Here is a 16,990-nt window from a genome sequence, read left to right on the forward strand (position 1 = left end):
AACCGGGGATTCTTGGCAGGCTGTACTTTGAAAACCGGACATTTCTATTTTGCAGAAAATAGGACATTTCTATTTTGCGTTGACAACACTTTATGCTATGCTTGACTGTGGTTATTTCATGCAGTATAATATAATAGATTATAGTAGAAAACCTCTAACATATGATTCATCCGCATAACGGAGACGGAAGACAACAGACTAAAATGTGCGCCAAGAAAGCCATAAAGACTTTCCTGCTACGCCCGAAGGATTTCAAGTGACACTTTTGCGTTTAAAAGCAATTATTATAGTTCAATGCGCGTTTGCTTATATTATAGGCTTTTTTACTGTTATGAACGCCATACTGCCGGACATAAGTAAAATAAAAACAAGAGTGACCATAAAAGTTTACAACGGCAAAACATTTACAAATCGCGCTGTTTCGCCTTATTCCAAAAATTTTGTCCGCTCCGTTGAACTTCCCAAATATGTTACAGGCGCGATAATTGCGGCGGAAGATGGAAGTTTTTTCAGGCATAAAGGTATTAATATCGACGAAACTTTAAGGGCGGCAAGATACGATTTGCTTCATCTTAAATTAAAATACGGCGGCAGCACAATTACGCAGCAGCTTGTAAAAAACGCGTATTTGACCAAAGAAAAAACAATTAAGAGAAAGTTAATAGAAGCAATAACCGCGGTACGAGTTGAAAATAAACTTACAAAAAGGCAGATACTTGATTACTACATAAATATCGCGGAATTTGGAAAAGGGATTTATGGTATCAGGCAGGCTTCAAAGGTATATTTTGATAAATATCCGCATGAACTTACGCCTAAAGAAGCGGCCATACTTGCTGTTGTAATCCCGCAGCCAAAGGCAAGAGGAAAAGAACTGCTGACAAAACAGAAAGAAGAGTTTCAGAAAAGGCGTGTTGCCAGGATAATAGCAAGAATGAAACTGCGCGGTTACATAAAAGACAGCGGAGCGTAAATTCTTCGGAAGCTTAGAGGCTTGGATGCTTGGATGCTTGGAAAAATTCAAAACAACTGTCCTCTAATACTTGGCAGCTCAGCGGCTCTGTTTTGTTTTTTTGTGTATGCAGTGGCAGGCGCGCGTTTTAATATCGAGTCTATAATAAAATTGCTCGGTATTATGCGCGGCAGTTGATTTGGGTTTGTTTTTTCTTCCGACCCTCTGACCATCTGTGCATCCGTCCCTCGGCTTTACAGGGCTTGGGTATATTTTTTCAGTACGCGCCGCAAATTGGTAATCTTGTATCCAAACAAGCTTGAAATCTACAGGTATGTTAATTTATTGGCAAACGGGAACACGCGGTACATACGTGCATGACGGCGCGGCATTAAACAGTTTCTGCCGTATATATACTGTGTTTGCGCGGCACGCACTGAAAAAACACACCCAACCCCTGTAGTTGTTAATCTAATTTCGATTTTCGAATTTTTGATGTTTGTTTTATCTTCCGACCCTCTGACCATCCGTGCATCCGTTTCCCGGCTTTACCGGGCTTGGTGTATGTAGTGGTAGGCACGCCCTTTAGGTGCGTTGTTTTGATTTGTATTGGTAGACGCGGGTCTTTAGCCTGCGCTGTGTTGGTCTGGTTTTTATATTTGTCTTTGCCAAGCCTCTAAGCATCCAAGCGTCTAAGCATTCAACTAACCAAGCATCTAAGCGTCCAAGCCTCTGCTCTTAATATCCCATCTTTCGCAGCTGCTCCACCCATTGTTTTGCGGCCTGATAATTAGGGTCGTACTTTAAAACTTCCGCCATTTCTTTCTTCGCGTTTTTATAATCGTTCATCCTGTAATAACACGCGCCAAGGTTGTACCGCGCTTCTATAAGCGATGGCGTCACATTCAACGCGCGTTTGTACATCTCTTTTGCTTTTTCAAAATCTCCGCTGTTAAAATATAAATTTGCCATGTTGTTCATGGCTGCCGTAAATTTGGGGTTAAGAGCCAGTGTCTTTTCATATTCTTCAAGTGCTTTTTCATTTATCCCTTTTGCCATGTATACATTTGCCACATTGTAATGCGACTCTATAAAGTGGGGGAACATTGCAAGGCCGCGGTTATAATATTTTATTGCGGTGTCTGTATCTAAAAGCGCGTTATACGCGTTTCCCGCGTATAAAACAAGTTCTATCTTGTCAGTGCCGCGCGCGTTGGAAGCCAGTGATTTTTCAAAAGTATCGCGCGCCTGCGCGTAGTTTCCGGCGGCAAACTGCGACTGCCCGTGTTTAACAAGCACGTTAGCGTAAAATATCCTGATTTGAATTACAGAAAAAATAAAAGCTGCAATTGCAAGAATAAACGTTAAAGGCACAGCGGGAACTTTTTTTATCTGCAGGGTATAGCGTTTTTCGTAAAGCGAAAAAATTCCAAACAGCGACCATAGAAGTATAAGCGTAGGCGCGACGCGCCACGGAAAATTAAAAAGCCCGTTTATTAAAAACGCGGTAAAAGAAGCTGTTATTCCTATAATAAGGTTTTTGTAAAAAAGATTTTCTTCTTTTAATGCAAGTTTAATTGAAATGAAAAAAGCGGAAAAGAACAGCAGTAAATAAATTCCAAAACCCACAAAGCCGTTTTCCGCAAGTGTCTGAAGAAAATCGTTATGGGTGTACAGTTCAACATGCGGTTCCACTTTAGCCGCCATCTTTGGCGCCGCTTTAAGCCAGCGGTCATAAACCTTGCGCTGATAATACGCGGTGTTCAGGCTGAAGCCGCCTATGCCCGCGCCGAATACCGGTTTTGCAGCCGCCATCTGCAGGGCAGATTCCCAGTAAAAAAGCCTTACAGCCGCGGAATCGCCGGTTAAATCAAAACTTTGTTTTAACCTGTCAGTTATGGGGTTGCGGTTAACGGGGTTGGGGATGGTAAACAGTAATACAAGCAGGACAAGAAACGCGCCCATGGATATAAAGAATTTTTTATGGCGCGTAAAATACGCTTTGCCGTAAAATACGCCGAACATTATAAACAGATAAGCCAGCGAACCAAGAAAACCAAGCCACGCGCCGCGGCCCTGCGATACGATGATTAAAAAGAACATCATTAAAATGCATAAGCCGCTGAAAAATTTCGCAAGTTTTTTTATAGGGGAAAGAAAAAGCGCGATTAAAACGGGGATAAGTATTGAAAATTGCGCGGCCATGTAATCCGGATTTCCAAGTGTTGAATAAACGCGGCCTTCGCCGAAAGAAACCCATTTTATGAAATCCATGTGAAAATACTGTAAAACCCCGTAAGTTGATACTATAAAGTGTGAAGTTATTATAATGTAAAGCAGGCGGGGAATGTCACGTTTGGAAAAAGCATTAATGATAAGAAAATATGACAATATAATAAGAAGGCAAAGTTTTAAAAACTGCCAGTGCAGCAATACGGCATTCGGGTTAAAAACAGCGCCGCTTACAAATGAAGCGGTAAAGGCGGCGGCTAAAAGGGCTGCGGGAAAAGAAAACGGCGTGACAAACAGTACACTTTCCTTTTTAAGCGCCATCTTTATAAAAAGCAGGGCTGCTGCCAGGGCTGTAAAAGAAAAGAAAGCGGCTGATTTGGGCATTTCAAAGCTTTCATGGGCGTTAAGATAAAACGCAAGCGGCACAATGAAAGCCGCGGAAAAAAGCAGCAATCTAAGTGAAAGTTCTGTAAAGTGAATAAGTTTTTTATCTGTCATGACGGTAATTTTACAGCAATATTATTTTTTTGTCATCAGCAAAGACAAAAAGAGTTATAGCAGAAAACATGCAACCCTTTTTGCGGTTTATCACGTCTTATAAGTATAAGCCCCGCGGGCAATTAACTTCCTCCCTCATCCCCCAATTGCTCCGGGGCTTATTAATTATGGAACTGTAAGGGGGCTGATTACGTCCTATTTATGGCCCCGGATTAAGATTATAATCCCTCCCCCCCTCACTCCATAATCTTATCCGGGGCCTCTTAAAAACTACGGCAAAATAATAAAAAAGGCTTTATAAATTATATGTTTTGGCTTAGTATTACATATATATAATGTCCGGCAAAGCGAGGTAAAAAATGGCGGAAGCACCGGGAAAATGGACGGAAAAATATGACGTTAACGTGTATGATGCTGACATAAACGGAAGGCTTAAAATTACGGCGCTGTGTAATTATCTTCAGAATACCGCGTGGCGCCATTACAGCGAAATTGAAAAAGTAAAAGGCGAAATGCTTAAAAGCGGACATATCTGGGCAATGATGCGCCTTGAAGTGGAAATTTATAAAACGGCAGTCTGGGGAAGTAAACTTTCAATTGAGACGTGGTCAAAAAGCGTGGGGAAAGTTTCCGCGTTTCGTGATTACGATGTTACTGATGAAAACGGCATAAGGATAGCTGCTGCCACCACCACGTGGGTGGTTATAGACCCTGTAACAAAAAAAATTCAGCCGTTAAAAAGTGTTGCTGAAAAATGGCCGGAGCAGAAAGATAAAAGCGCCATAGGCAGGGAAGCGGGCAAAGCGGAAGCTGTTTTAAACCCTGTGGCGTCAGCGGAATATAAAGTTAAGTTTGGGGAATTTGACGTAAACAGGCATGTTAATAATGTATCGTACATTGACTGGATGAACGAAACGCTTACAAAGGAATACCTTGAAACACACGAAATAAAAAGCCTGCTGATAAATTTTATGGAAGAAGCGGAATACGGCGGCCGGGTTACGGCATTGCATGAAAAGAAAGATGAAAATACCTTTGCCTGCGCGGTTATAAAAAAAGAAAGCGGTAAAGAAGCTGCAAGGGGAAGGTTTGTATTTAAATAAGCATAGCGAATTAAGCATTAAGCAGTTAAGCTATAGCGAAAAGATAAGCAAAAAACTTATAAGCAATTAAGCATAAGCTAAAAAAAGGAAATATGGTTTATGTTTACGCTATAGCTTAATTGCTTAATCTGCTAAAGTGCTATGTTTACGTTATAACTTAATCCGCTATGTTTTATGTTTCGCTATAGCTTAATCGCTTAATCTGCTAAAGTGCTATGTTTACGTTATAGCTTAATCCGCTATGTTTTATGTTTCGCTATTGCTTAATTGCTTAATCTGCTAAAGTGCTATGTTTACGTTATGGAACAAATTTAAAAATTCGGTGTCATTAAAGGTGAAACTTGGAAGAAAAACAGCTTGTAAAGCTTGCCAAAGACGGCGACAGAAGGGCGTTTGAAGCGCTTGCGGCTTCATGCGCGAAAGAAATATATAACCTTGCGCTGCGGCTGTGCGGCGACAGGGATAAAGCCCAGGACATAGCGCAGGACGCTTTTGTAAATGCCTATAAAAGTATCGGCAGTTTCCGTGAAGACAGCCCGTTTTCCGCGTGGGTAAGGCGCATAGCCGTGAACGCGTGGAAAAATACGGTAAGATACGAAATCCGCAGGTTTTTTACAAAGCACGATTCGCTTGATGATGATTTTGAAGGTAATGATGGTGTAACAAAAAAACAGTACGCGTCTTCTGACCCGCCTGCTGATAAAGTTCTGGAAGACAGGCAGAAGAATGATGAAATTCACGCGGTGCTTTTACAGCTTCAGCCTGCGGCGCGGGAAATGATAGTGTTAAGGGATATGGAAGAAAAAAGCTATGAGGAAATTGCCGCAATGACCGGGCTTAATACAGGGACGGTAAAATCACGAATAGCCAGGGCAAGGGAAGCGTTTAAACAAAAATTCATAAAGATGCAGGGTGGATAAAATGGAGCATAAAAAAGCTTACGGCTTAATATCAGATTATATTGACGGAACGTTAAAGGGAGAACAGCTGAAAAACTTCCTTGCGCACTTAAAAACCTGCAAAGAGTGCAGGAATCAATTGGATGCGTTAAAGAACGCTGTTCAGTATGCCAAAAGCGGCCGCGCTGAAGACCTTCCTGTTAATTTTCTGGCAACCTTAAGCAAAAGGCTTGATGAAGCCGACAGTAAAAAGGCAAAAACTAAATTCAGCTGGCCGGTTTTTATGAAAGTTTCAGGTACTGTTGCGGCAATGCTTATTGTCGGGGTTTTAGTCCGGCAGATATATGATACAAAAACAATTAAAGCGGATAAAGAATGGCTGGAAGCAGAAAGTGTGCAGAAGCCGGTTGTTGTAGAAAGGGCAAAAACCGCAGAGGAATTAAAAAGTGTAAAACAGGGAATAAATATGGCTGACCTTGCTCCGTTAAAATCAGAAGCGCCTGCCGAAATTACATACGCTAAAAAGAAAAGCGCCGCGCCGTCAAGGGCAATAATAACGAAAAGTGAGGCCGCGCCTGCCGCAGGAATGGCGTCAAAAAGCGCTGCCGCGCCCGCGTATGATACGGCGGATGAGATTGCTCCGGCATCTGCCGTGCAGCTGCAGGAACAGGAAATAAATCCGTTCAGTAAGGAAGTTTTTTCAGGCACGCATTCGGGAATGGCAGCGGGGATGAAAGTGGTTTTTAAAAATAAAATGATATGGAATTTAGCGCCGGGAATAATTGCGGATAACCCGTGGCTGGGTAAAGTGGATTTTTCAAGGCAGATGGTTGTGCTGGTAAATTCCGGTGAAAAACCAACGGCAGGATATTCCGCGAAAATTAAGAGCATATCAATTCAGGAGACAAAAATAGTAATACTATACTCCGAAACCTCGCCGGCAAAAGACGCGATTACCGCACAGGTAATAACATCCCCTTACAGCATCGCAGTCATCCCCATCTCCTCCAAACCCGTGGAGTTTATAAGGGAGTAATTGTAGCTGGTTTCTAATCATCAAAAGTCGGGTTGTAAAATAAGTGTCAGGGTGATAATATTATTGCGAAGGTAATCATTATGGGGAAAAGGAGATTAAATGAAAAAAACAATTTTTTCTGTTAGTTTAATATTTTTAGTATTCGTTTTTATTTCCTGCAATAAACATATTTCGCCTGCGTCCATTACAGATCCCACTACTATTACGCCATCAATAGGCGGCAGCGGTTTATATACGAATACAGGAAAATTGAAAGGCCAGGCGTTGTTTATGAGTGGTACGATAATAGCGGAAACTGTTTATCTGTATGACGGCTCTGGTAAAATCATGGAAGAGTACGGGTCGGTATTCGGCATACCGTCAGGCGATTACACCTTTAGAAAGTATAACTCACAGGGAAAACTTGAGATGATTGATTATCCGGCAAGTATGCCCACGGCAAACGATATTTTTTATTCCTATGATGCCGTAGGTAGGATGACGGCTAGATATGCCGTAGATAATTATTCCAACACCGTTGACGCAATGGTGTTTACATACGGTACCGACGGTCTTATAAACAGGATAGACGAGTCTCAAAACGGTAATCCTTCAAGTTACAGGCTAATAACAAGGGATACCGACGGTTTTATTACCATGGAAGAACTTTATAACCCGGCGAATTCTATGATGTTCGGGTATATAAACTATATGCGTATTCTCAGTAGCAAAACAGTAATAATAGAAGTGTATTTACTCGGAGACCTCATGTATAGGAATATTATCGGGTATGATTCTGACAATTTTGCGATGGGGCAGGAAATCACGACTTTTATGCTTGGCACGCCGGTTATGACGAATGATATTGATCACGTATTACAGGACGGATTATTTGACCCTGCAGGTATGAATGGATATTATTATACAGATAAGGACTTGTTCGGTTTTACCTGTGTTTATGCAAATATTTCAGGGGTAGGCACACCGTAACTACGTCTTTTAATCACATAATCGTAAAATGTTTATGTGGTGGATACAGGTAATAGAAGAGTTCAAAAGTTTGCTCAACAATAGGATTTTTAGAATTATAGAATGAAACGTGATTAAATACTAAATAGGGGTAATAATATAAAAAAAATAATAGTTATTTCAGTTATGTTATGTATGGCATTAATCAGCTGTAAAAAAACAAGTTTAGAGCCGGGAGTGTTTAAATTAAAGTGGGGAAGTGAAGGAAACGGAGATGGGCAGTTTAATTATCCTGGAGGAATAGCAGTAGATTCCGCCGATAATGTTTATGTAGCTGATACTGGTAATCATAGGATACAGAAATTCACATCAGAAGGAACATTTATAACAAAATGGGGAAGTTATGGAACCGGGGATGGACAGTTTTATTATCCTACCGGGGTGGCAGTGGATTCTTCGGGTATTGTTTATGTGGCGGATTCAATCAATAACAGGATACAAAAATTTACCTCAGCAGGAGTGTTTATAAAAAAGTGGGGGAGTAAAGGAAAGGGAGATGGACAGTTTTATAATCCTACAGGATTGGCAGTAGATTATGCGGGAAATGTTTATGTGGCGGATAGTGGTAATGACAGGATACAAAAGTTCACATCATCAGGTGTGTTTATAACAAAATGGGGAAGTGAAGGAAGCGCAGATGGACAGTTTAGCAATCCTTACGGTGTGGCAGTAGATTCCGCAGATAATGTCTATGTGTCGGAACGGGGTAATGACAGGATACAAAAATTTAAATCAAAAGGAATATTTATAACAAAATGGGGAAGCGAAGGAAAGAGAGATGGACAGTTTTATTATCCTACAGGATTGGCAGTAGATTATGCGGGTAATGTTTATGTGGCGGATACACTTAATAACAGGATACAAAAATTTGCTCCACAATAAAAAATATTAATCTTTAAAAAACAACTTAAGCTCGGGATTGTAAAGTCTCGGGCTTTTTTTATTTTTTATGGAACTTTTTTTCTCCTTTGGTTTCCTGATAGGTGAAGGCGGTTAAGCTTTCAAAAAACCAAAGGAGGAAGGGACATGAAGAAACAAAAAAATCTGTTTTTAGCCTTACTTTTCATCGTTTTATCAGCAGTACAGGTACTTGCTTGCAGGATTGCGGTTTTACCTTATCAGGGGCGGATTTTACCGATAGAGACCAGGAAGCACGACGTAAACATCAGTATCAAAAATCAGGTTGCGGATATCACGGTTAATGCCCTGTTTTACAATCCCAACAGCACAGTCCTGGAAGGCGATTATTGGTTCCCGCTTTATGAAGACGCTGCAGTCACATCTTTCACAATGATAGTAAACGGCAAAGAGATGAAGGCGGAACTTCTGGAAGCGGACAAGGCACGGGCGATTTACGAAGAGATAGTAAGAAGGATGAAAGACCCGGCGCTTTTGGAATACGCCGGCACAAGGATGCTGCGCCAGAGGGTATATCCTATACCGGCGCGTGGTGAAGTTGCCCTTACTCTTAAATACAGCCAGCAGTTAAAAACTGTTAATGGAAAAGTTAAATTGGTATATCCGCTTTCTTCCGCCAAGTCAGACACGGGGTATGTGGGAGAGGTGAATATAAGGGTAAATGTGGAAGATTCAAACGGGATAAAAAATGTCTATTCTTCCGGCCACAGTATCAATACTGAAATCAGGGAGAATAATTTTGTAAGGGCGTCGTTTAACGCGCGCAATTACAATCCTGACAAGCCGTTTACTTTTTATTACAGCCCTGTAATGGGCGAAGTGGCGGCTTCTGTTATCACTCATGTAAATCACAACGAAGACGGGTATTTTACGCTGCTGCTTTCACCTTCAATAGAAGACAGCAAAGAAAAATATATGCCGAAAGATTTTGTGTTTGTTCTGGACAAGTCCGGCAGCATGCAGGGCGATAAAATAGAAAAGGCAAAGGACGCGCTGCAGTTCTGTGTGAACACGCTTAAAGAAGGCGACAAGTTCAGCATTATTGCTTTTTCTTCTTCTGTTGATACCATGTCAAACGGGCTTAAGGAATTCGGTTACAAGGAAAGAGAAAAAGCCAAAAACTTTATAAGGGCAATTTCCGCTGAAGGCGGCACGGATATAAACGGCGCGATGCAGGAAGCGCTGTCAAAACTGAAAAAACAAAGAGGCAGGCTTCCTGTAATAGTGTTTCTTACGGACGGGCTTCCCACAGTAGGAGAAACAGCCATAATGAAGATTATAAAAAATACTGAAAACGCGAATAGGGCTGATGCCAGAATATTTGTCTTTGGCGTGGGTGAAGACGTAAACACGGAGCTTCTGGATAAAATAAGCGCTGATAACGGCGGAGAGTGCGAATATGTAATTAACCCGTCTGATTCCATTGAAGAAAGCGTATCAGCACTGGCTTCAAGGATAGCAAGCCCGGCGCTTGCGGGAATTACTTTAAGTTTTGACGGCAGCGCGGGGGTTTACGATATGTATCCGAAAAGAATACCGGATATGTTTGCCGGCTCGCAGATTACTGTTACCGGCAGGTTTAAGGGAAATGGAATGACGCAGGTAAAAGTAAGCGGGGAGACTTCCGGCAGCAGAAAAGAATATAAATTCCCCGTGGATTTTTCTGATGACGGCAGGGACGAATCTGTCATGAAACTTTGGGCCTCAAAGAAAGTTACTTACCTTATGGATGAAATAAATTTAAGGGGAAGAAACAAAGAAATTGAAAGGGAAATAGTGAGTCTTGGAAAAAAATACGGAATTGTAACTCCGTACACCTCTTTCCTTATTACTGATGAATCTTTAAAAGAAAGGGCATTGGGCGGGCGCAGCGCGGAATCTGTAATGCAGGACCTGGCACAGGTAAAGACCGGAAGTTTTGCTGTGCAGCGTTCAAAGAGCATATCGATGGCAAAAAAGGCGGAAGCCGCTGCTCCGGCGTCCATGATGCCGTCTGCGGCAGGAATGGATATGGCAGAAGCCCAAGAGATGAACAGGCAGATAAGCGCTGCCGTAGTAAACGCGGGGGGAAGGGCGTTTGTGCTGGATAATGACGGCAGGTACACTGATACGGAATTTAATCAGAATAAGGATAAAGCAAAGACAATAAAATATTTAAGTGAAGAGTATTTTAAGCTCTCCAAGATTTCTTCAGAAATAAGTGAAATCTTAAGCCTTGGCAATAAAGTGTTGTTTAAATATGACAATATGTTTTATGAAATAGAAGAATAAAACAAGCCCCCGGCCCTGTGCCTCTTGCTGAAAAAACAGGAGAGGCACAGGGCTTTTTTGTTGTATAATTTAACGGCGGAATAATTAAGGAGATAATAATGGTAAAACAGATAACGGACAAAGAAAAAATAGCGGAGTTTCTTTTAAATTCGCCTTATGTGCATCTGTATAAGTTTATGTATATGGAACCATATATGTTCCCAAATACCATCTGGCACGCCTCTTATGACGGCGGTGAGATTAAGGCTCTCTCACTTATATATAAAGGAAAAGAGCAAAGCGCGTTTTATCTGCTTGAAGATAATAATAAGGATAACGCGGCGGAAATTCTTGAAGCGGTCATAGGCACACTACCGGATAAACTTTATTCCCATGTTACGCCCGGCCTTGAAGCGCCGCTTGAAGCAAAGTATAAAGTTACTTCAAAAAAAATGCAGCACACAATGGGGATAAACGGCGATATGCTTGTCAATAATTGCATCAAATACCCGCAGTATACCTATAAAGTAAATGAAAGGGATTTTGAAACGCTGTATGAATTTATACAGAAAATAAATCCGGGCTTGTTTTTCAGCAGGGAAATGATGAAAACAGGCAAATATTACATGATAAGAAAAAACTCCGATATTATTTCCACAGCCGGAGTCCACTATCTGCGCCCCGAATATAAGATAGCCGGCATAGGAAATGTGGCTACAACGGCTGAATACAGGGGAAAAGGGTATGCCTCTTCTGTGGTGGCGTCTTTGGTGCGTGACCTGTGGGATGATTATGAATATATCGGACTTAATGTAAAGGCAGGCAACGAAGCCGCGTTAAAGGCATATGGCAAAATAGGTTTTGTTTCGGCGACCATGCATAATGAAATAATAATGGATAAGTGATGAATAGAGGCTTGGATGGTCAGATGGTTGGAGGCTTGGAAAACCAAAAAAACAGTTCTATAAGTCCGTACGGTAGTTATATTTTTAGGTTGCTGTTCTTGTATATATGTTTTATTTTTCCCAAGTATCTAAGCATCCAAACTTCCAAGCATCTTTTAGTTGTTCAGTAATATGAAGAACGTTCTCTTAATAAATCCCTGGGTTTATGATTTTAAGTGTCACGATTTCTGGATGAAGCCTTACGGGCTTCTAAAAATCGGTTCTGTTCTGAAACAATCCGGGGTTAACGTATCCTTAATTGACTGCATGGACAGGCAGGCAGACGGCGCTCCGGAAGAGTTTAAGAAAAGCGACAAACTTGGCAGGGGCATGTTTTACAGTGAAGAACCGGGCAAACCGGAAATATATAAAGCTGTGCCAAGAAAATATAAGCGTTACGGCATGGTTGTTGAACTGTTCAAAGAAAAACTGCTCAAAACAGAAAAGCCGGATATTATTCTTATTACATCTTCAATGACATATATGTACGAAGGCGTGTTTAAAGCAATTTCTATAATTAAAGATATATATCCTTCAACACCCATAATACTTGGCGGCACTTATGCCACTTTATGTACTACACACGCGGAAAAATATTCAGGCACGTCGCGTGTGTGGAAGGGCGGCGCGAATGCTGAATATTTTAATCTGCTGGGGAAAGAACTTAAAACGGACTTAAATTCTATTACAGAAGCTGAATTTGCGGATATTGCCCCGGATTACTCCTTATATAACAATATAAACAGCGTGTCCGTAAGATTATCCGAAGGGTGCCCTTTTAGCTGTTCCTATTGTGCCATTAAAGAGACAAGCACAGGGTTTAAACAAAGAAGCAAAGAGGTAATAATTAATGAACTTGAAACTTACGCGAAACGCGGTATTAAAAATATAGCGCTTTACGATGACGCGCTTTTGTATAAAAATTCATTCATAAAAGACATTTTAAAAAGTATTATTATGGCGGGTTTTGATTTTAAGTTTTATACCCCCAACGGTCTGCACGCCGCATATATTGATGAAGAAACAGCGCTGCTTATGAAAAAAACCGGGTTTATGGATTTAAGGTTATCGCTGGAAACGTCAGATGTTTTAATGCAGAAAGCCTCCGGCGGCAAGGTATCAAACGGGCAGTTTTCAGAAGCAATAAAGATTCTTAAAGGCGCGGGTTTTCAGCCTAAAGACATCGGCGCGTATATTCTGGCGGGGCTTCCCGGGCAGAATACGGACACAATAAAGCGTGACATGGAATTTGTGGCGGCAAACAAAGTGTTAATAAAACCCGCAAACTATTCGCCGATACCCGGCACTTTAGAATTTGAAAAAATACCCGCTGATAAACGGGATTTGATAACAGCAGAGCCGCTTATGCAGAATGAAACCTATTATATGGCAATTAATCCCGAATACGGCTATGAAGAAAACGAAAAGATGAAACTTTTCGCCGCGGCATTAAACCAAAATGTTTAAACGCCCTGTCTGGGGTCTGACCCCAGACAGGGCGTTTAAAATAAAAGGGTACAGGGTACAGGATTATGAAAATAATTTGAAATTTTTAATTTAGTGTTGTATAGTAGCTTAAAAAACTGAGGGGTTTTAGAGATGGGGAGAAAAAAACGCATAATGCTTGCGGGTGAATGCTATCATACCTATGCAAGGGGAAATGAAAAGAAAGAAATTTTCAGGGACGATGATGACCGATATAAGTTTGTAAATATATTGGGTAAAGCAAAGAAAAAATATTCATTTATTATCTATGCTTTTGTACTTATGCCAAATCATTATCATTTACTTTTAGAAACGTCCGCACCCAATCTTCCGGATATCATGAAGTTTATAAATGCATCCTATTCAACTTATTTTAACTGGAGGCATAAACGGGTTGGCCATCTGTTTCAGGGCAGATATGGATGCCAGCTGGTGGAAAAACACCCGTTTTTACCCGAACTTACAAGGTATATCCACCTTAACCCGGTTAAAGCAAAATTATGTGAAAAAATTTCAGCATATAAATGGAGTAGTTATCCGGAGTATTGTGGAAGAAAAGGATTTGGATTATCAGAAATAGGATGGATGATAAAAAAATACGGCCCGCAGAAAGAAGAAGCACTGGAAAAGTATAAAATGTTTTTATCGGAAAAAGCAGGAATTGAAGCCATAGAAAACGGGCTTGTGGAGAGTTTTGTTATGGGCGGAAATGAGTTTGCTGTTAGGGTTGCCGAGTCCTGCGGGAAAATACTGGAGATTACCAAATTTCGAAGGCCGGCTGTAATGACTGATTATAATAAAGTAATTGCGGAGAGCGCACGGGTGTTTAATGTTTCTGTTGAAGAGGTGACACATAAAAAAGGCAAACATAATCACGCTAAAGCGGCGGCTATTTACATAATATGGTCAAACTCCGCAAAGACCTATGGTGAAATAGGGAGTTTGTTTAATAATCTGGATGTGTCTTCCGTAAAAAGGCGGGTTGCTTCTGTTAAGAGAGAACTTCAGACAAATATTTATCTGAATAATAAGATTGAAAGTATAACTCGTGGTCTAAACGCCCTGTCTGGGGTCTGACCCCAGACAGGGCGTTTAGAATGAGAATAACGTTGTATAAAATACAGCAACTGTATTTTTTGCATTTTTTTACGGCTTGTGATATAACTAAAAAAATAATTTTGGAGGGCATGTATGAAAAAGTTAACCGCGGTTATGCTTTCGACAGTGTTTGTTTTATTTTTTGCCATCGGCGCGCACGCGTCAAAAAAAGGGATTGGGCTTGGCATTGTTCTTGGAAATCCCACGGGGATAAGCGTTAAAAATTTCTTGGATAAAAATTCGGCTGTTGATTTTATGGTTAACTGGGATTTTTATTCGGCAGGGCTAGGTGTGCACGCGCAGTATTTAATTCATAAGTACGATGTATTCAAAATTAAAGAAGGCAGGCTTCCGTTTTATTTTGGTATCGGCGGTTTTGCTGGATTATGGAACGGCGGAATGTGGGCAGGCGCGCAGGTTCCGGTTGGGCTTGCGTATGAATTTGCCGGCGACCCTATTGATATTTTTCTTGAAGTAAGGCCCGGCATTCTTCTTTTTCCCGGGATGCATCCCAATGTAAGCGGCGGTCTTGGAATAAGATACTGGTTTGATTAAAAGACAGTTTAAAACAGGAGATTTTTAAAAATGAATCTTTTGGAAAAAAACGGTGTCAGGTATGTAAGAGGGTTTAGGGGTTTAAAGCTTATTGAAAAAGAGTCAGATGTGAACCTTGTAATGGAAGCCGCGTATGAAAAAGATGCTGACCGTGCTTTATTATACAAGGAAAACCTTCCTGCCGAATTCACAAAGCTTGGCTCCGGGCAGGCCGGGATGGTTCTGCATAAGTTTATGACATACAGGATGAAACTTGCGGTTGTGGTGGATAAAGAGGATACAGAAAAAGGAAAGTTTGCCGAAATGGTTACAGAGGTTAATATGCATAATAATCTTTTTCATGTATTTACAGATGAGCAGTCCGCGGAAGAGTGGCTGGTAAAAGAGAATTAAGGAGATATTGATATGAAGAAAATAATTATGATGCTGCTTGGCATAATGATATTCTCGGCCGCTCAGGCAAAGGACGCAAACGTGAAAAACATACTAATAGTCTATGGATCTTTTATGGGTTCAACGCAGGAAACAGCGGAATTTATGGCAAAAGAATTAAAAGCTCTGAAGCATAACGTTAAAACTGTGCCCGCGGCATCTGCCGCTGAAGACATATCCAAATACGACCTTTTAATTCTTGGTTCAGCTATCCACGGCGGCGCCCCTCATCCTGATATGACAAAGTATGTGGCGGATAATTATACCGCGCTTACAAAAGCAAAGGCGGCTGTTTTTATTCAGTGCGCCACTATAACTTCCGCGAAAGAATACACAAGAGAAAAGGCAAAACGTTACCCGCAAAAGGTGGCGATAGGTTTTACCCCTGTTTCAACCGCCGTGTTCGGCGGCCTGGTCACAGAACCCAAAAACGGGTTTGAAAAATTTATGGGCAAGTTGATACTTGGCCTGGAAAAGTACGGGGACTTCAGGAACTGGGATGAAATAAAAAAATGGACTTTAAGTCTGGTTGAATTATAGTTTTCTGTAAAAAAGCCATAAAAGGGAGATAATTTTGAATAAAGAAATCAGGGAACTGACGCTTTTGCTTTTAAAACTTACATCGTGGGAAGAAAAAGAAAGGGGCATTAAATCCATTCACAGCCAGAAAAATTATCCGTTTAAACTACTCACAGAGCTTGTAAAAGAAGGCTATATTGAAGGCAGCAAGAAATCCAAAACCGTGACCATGCTTGAAAAAGGTATGAAGGCCGCGGAAGAACTTGAAAAGAAATATTTTAAAAAGGACTAAGGAGAAGTTATGTACAAAATGGAACAGGAAGTGCACCTTAGCGACACGGATGTAACCGGGCAGGTATATTACGCGCGCCCCCTTGAATGGATGGAATGGTGCAGGGTGAACTGGTTTCAGGAAAAGTACGGCAATTTTATGAAACGTGTGGAAGAAACAGGAATTACATTTTTTCCGTCAAAAATAAATGTGGATTACAAAAAACCCATGATGTTCGGCGATAAATTAACGGTTGAAATGTGCGCAAAAGAGATAAAAAAAGTTTCTTTTGTTCTTGATTATGCCGTAAAACGCGGTGAAGAAACTGTATTGACTGCGGATGTTGTAATGGTATGTTTTGATAATAGTAATAAAAAGCTTGGAAAAATAGATCCGGATATGCTGGCATACATACAGGGGATAGGTTAATTTAAAAAAGAATGCTGTGTTTGTTGTATTGTTGTTGTACGGTTGTAATGACACAAGGTTGCTTTTAACGGGTTATATGGAATCCACTAAACAGGACAGGGAGAATGAAATGAGGCGGTTAGCTGCGTTAAGTATTTTTGTTTTTACTGCTTTTGTATTGTTTGCTGATGAAACAAATTATGCAGGCAGGGAAAAATATCAACAGGCAATAATGGTTTATGAAAGTGCGGAAAAAGTATATGCGGCAATGAGTGAAAAAGACGGTTCAAAAGATTAGAGTATGTCAGTTCTTTTGTGTAAACAGCCATTCATAGCTACTCTTGATCCAAGTTAAGTCTACCTTCAAAAACAATCGCAAACT

At 40.9% G+C, this 16,990-nt stretch carries 17 protein-coding genes; 16 read left to right on the plus strand and 1 reads right to left on the minus strand.

Going from position 1 to position 16,990, the window contains the following annotated elements; all coding sequences use genetic code 11:
* The first annotated feature begins 256 nt into the window (after nt 1–256).
* Nucleotides 257–973, plus strand: a complete 717-nt coding sequence (locus tag JXR81_07185) for a transglycosylase domain-containing protein (GenBank protein MBN2754634.1) — start codon at nt 257–259, stop codon at nt 971–973.
* Nucleotides 974–1,690: 717 nt separating this feature from the next.
* Here the strand turns inward: JXR81_07185 and JXR81_07190 are convergent.
* Nucleotides 1,691–3,682 carry a tetratricopeptide repeat protein gene (locus JXR81_07190; protein ID MBN2754635.1) on the minus strand — a complete coding sequence of 664 codons (1,992 nt, stop codon included), beginning with the start codon at nt 3,680–3,682 and terminating at the stop codon, nt 1,691–1,693.
* Between the two features lie 359 nt (nt 3,683–4,041).
* Here JXR81_07190 and JXR81_07195 point away from each other — a divergent pair, with 359 nt between their 5' ends.
* The 15 genes from JXR81_07195 to JXR81_07265 all read left to right on the plus strand — a co-directional run bounded on the left by JXR81_07195 (nt 4,042) and on the right by JXR81_07265 (nt 16,906).
* Entirely contained in the window at nt 4,042–4,785 is a 744-nt protein-coding gene (locus tag JXR81_07195) for a hypothetical protein (protein ID MBN2754636.1), read from the plus strand.
* A 341-nt stretch (nt 4,786–5,126) separates the two neighbouring features.
* On the plus strand, nt 5,127–5,705 hold the full coding sequence (locus JXR81_07200) for a sigma-70 family RNA polymerase sigma factor (GenBank protein ID MBN2754637.1): 579 nt from the start codon (nt 5,127–5,129) through the stop codon (nt 5,703–5,705).
* 1 nt (nt 5,706) lies between these two features.
* On the plus strand, nt 5,707–6,720 hold the full coding sequence (locus JXR81_07205; GenBank protein MBN2754638.1) for a protease complex subunit PrcB family protein: 1,014 nt from the start codon (nt 5,707–5,709) through the stop codon (nt 6,718–6,720).
* A gap of 99 nt (nt 6,721–6,819) precedes the next feature.
* The gene (locus tag JXR81_07210; GenBank protein ID MBN2754639.1) at nt 6,820–7,689 is read left to right on the plus strand and encodes a hypothetical protein; all 870 of its coding nucleotides are present in this window, start codon (nt 6,820–6,822) and stop codon (nt 7,687–7,689) included.
* 165 nt (nt 7,690–7,854) lie between these two features.
* Nucleotides 7,855–8,610, plus strand: a complete 756-nt coding sequence (locus tag JXR81_07215) for a 6-bladed beta-propeller (protein ID MBN2754640.1) — start codon at nt 7,855–7,857, stop codon at nt 8,608–8,610.
* Between the two features lie 144 nt (nt 8,611–8,754).
* The gene (locus JXR81_07220; protein ID MBN2754641.1) at nt 8,755–10,917 is read left to right on the plus strand and encodes a VWA domain-containing protein; all 2,163 of its coding nucleotides are present in this window, start codon (nt 8,755–8,757) and stop codon (nt 10,915–10,917) included.
* Nucleotides 10,918–11,015: 98 nt separating this feature from the next.
* Nucleotides 11,016–11,801, plus strand: coding sequence for a GNAT family N-acetyltransferase (locus tag JXR81_07225; protein MBN2754642.1), 786 nt, complete (start codon nt 11,016–11,018; stop codon nt 11,799–11,801).
* Between the two features lie 171 nt (nt 11,802–11,972).
* A complete protein-coding gene (locus JXR81_07230; protein MBN2754643.1) occupies nt 11,973–13,307 on the plus strand; it encodes a radical SAM protein in 1,335 nt (444 codons plus the stop codon).
* A 132-nt stretch (nt 13,308–13,439) separates the two neighbouring features.
* Nucleotides 13,440–14,402: a transposase gene (locus JXR81_07235; GenBank protein ID MBN2754644.1), complete on the plus strand. Its 963-nt coding sequence runs from the start codon at nt 13,440–13,442 to the stop codon at nt 14,400–14,402.
* Between the two features lie 114 nt (nt 14,403–14,516).
* Nucleotides 14,517–14,978, plus strand: coding sequence for a hypothetical protein (locus JXR81_07240; GenBank protein ID MBN2754645.1), 462 nt, complete (start codon nt 14,517–14,519; stop codon nt 14,976–14,978).
* Nucleotides 14,979–15,008: 30 nt separating this feature from the next.
* Nucleotides 15,009–15,371, plus strand: coding sequence for a DUF4180 domain-containing protein (locus tag JXR81_07245; GenBank protein MBN2754646.1), 363 nt, complete (start codon nt 15,009–15,011; stop codon nt 15,369–15,371).
* Nucleotides 15,372–15,383: 12 nt separating this feature from the next.
* Complete coding sequence (locus JXR81_07250) at nt 15,384–15,950, plus strand: flavodoxin domain-containing protein (protein MBN2754647.1); 567 nt, start codon at nt 15,384–15,386, stop codon at nt 15,948–15,950.
* 34 nt (nt 15,951–15,984) lie between these two features.
* On the plus strand, nt 15,985–16,221 hold the full coding sequence (locus JXR81_07255; protein ID MBN2754648.1) for a transposase: 237 nt from the start codon (nt 15,985–15,987) through the stop codon (nt 16,219–16,221).
* Nucleotides 16,222–16,230: 9 nt separating this feature from the next.
* Nucleotides 16,231–16,629 carry an acyl-CoA thioesterase gene (locus tag JXR81_07260; protein MBN2754649.1) on the plus strand — a complete coding sequence of 133 codons (399 nt, stop codon included), beginning with the start codon at nt 16,231–16,233 and terminating at the stop codon, nt 16,627–16,629.
* 109 nt (nt 16,630–16,738) lie between these two features.
* Nucleotides 16,739–16,906: a hypothetical protein gene (locus JXR81_07265; protein ID MBN2754650.1), complete on the plus strand. Its 168-nt coding sequence runs from the start codon at nt 16,739–16,741 to the stop codon at nt 16,904–16,906.
* The last annotated feature ends 84 nt before the right edge of the window (nt 16,907–16,990 follow it).

Source organism: Candidatus Goldiibacteriota bacterium (assembly GCA_016937715.1).
GTDB lineage: Bacteria > Oederibacteriota > PGYV01 > PGYV01 > PGYV01 > PGYV01.

Coding starts and splice junctions, on each gene's coding strand:
- JXR81_07190 (MBN2754635.1), bottom strand. CDS start 3,682: ATGACAGATAAAAAACTTATTCACTTTACAGAACTTTCACTTAGATTG.
- JXR81_07195 (MBN2754636.1), top strand. CDS start 4,042: ATGGCGGAAGCACCGGGAAAATGGACGGAAAAATATGACGTTAACGTG.
- JXR81_07205 (MBN2754638.1), top strand. CDS start 5,707: ATGGAGCATAAAAAAGCTTACGGCTTAATATCAGATTATATTGACGGA.
- JXR81_07210 (MBN2754639.1), top strand. CDS start 6,820: ATGAAAAAAACAATTTTTTCTGTTAGTTTAATATTTTTAGTATTCGTT.
- JXR81_07215 (MBN2754640.1), top strand. CDS start 7,855: ATGTTATGTATGGCATTAATCAGCTGTAAAAAAACAAGTTTAGAGCCG.
- JXR81_07220 (MBN2754641.1), top strand. CDS start 8,755: ATGAAGAAACAAAAAAATCTGTTTTTAGCCTTACTTTTCATCGTTTTA.
- JXR81_07225 (MBN2754642.1), top strand. CDS start 11,016: ATGGTAAAACAGATAACGGACAAAGAAAAAATAGCGGAGTTTCTTTTA.
- JXR81_07230 (MBN2754643.1), top strand. CDS start 11,973: ATGAAGAACGTTCTCTTAATAAATCCCTGGGTTTATGATTTTAAGTGT.
- JXR81_07235 (MBN2754644.1), top strand. CDS start 13,440: ATGGGGAGAAAAAAACGCATAATGCTTGCGGGTGAATGCTATCATACC.
- JXR81_07240 (MBN2754645.1), top strand. CDS start 14,517: ATGAAAAAGTTAACCGCGGTTATGCTTTCGACAGTGTTTGTTTTATTT.
- JXR81_07245 (MBN2754646.1), top strand. CDS start 15,009: ATGAATCTTTTGGAAAAAAACGGTGTCAGGTATGTAAGAGGGTTTAGG.
- JXR81_07250 (MBN2754647.1), top strand. CDS start 15,384: ATGAAGAAAATAATTATGATGCTGCTTGGCATAATGATATTCTCGGCC.
- JXR81_07260 (MBN2754649.1), top strand. CDS start 16,231: ATGTACAAAATGGAACAGGAAGTGCACCTTAGCGACACGGATGTAACC.
- JXR81_07265 (MBN2754650.1), top strand. CDS start 16,739: ATGAGGCGGTTAGCTGCGTTAAGTATTTTTGTTTTTACTGCTTTTGTA.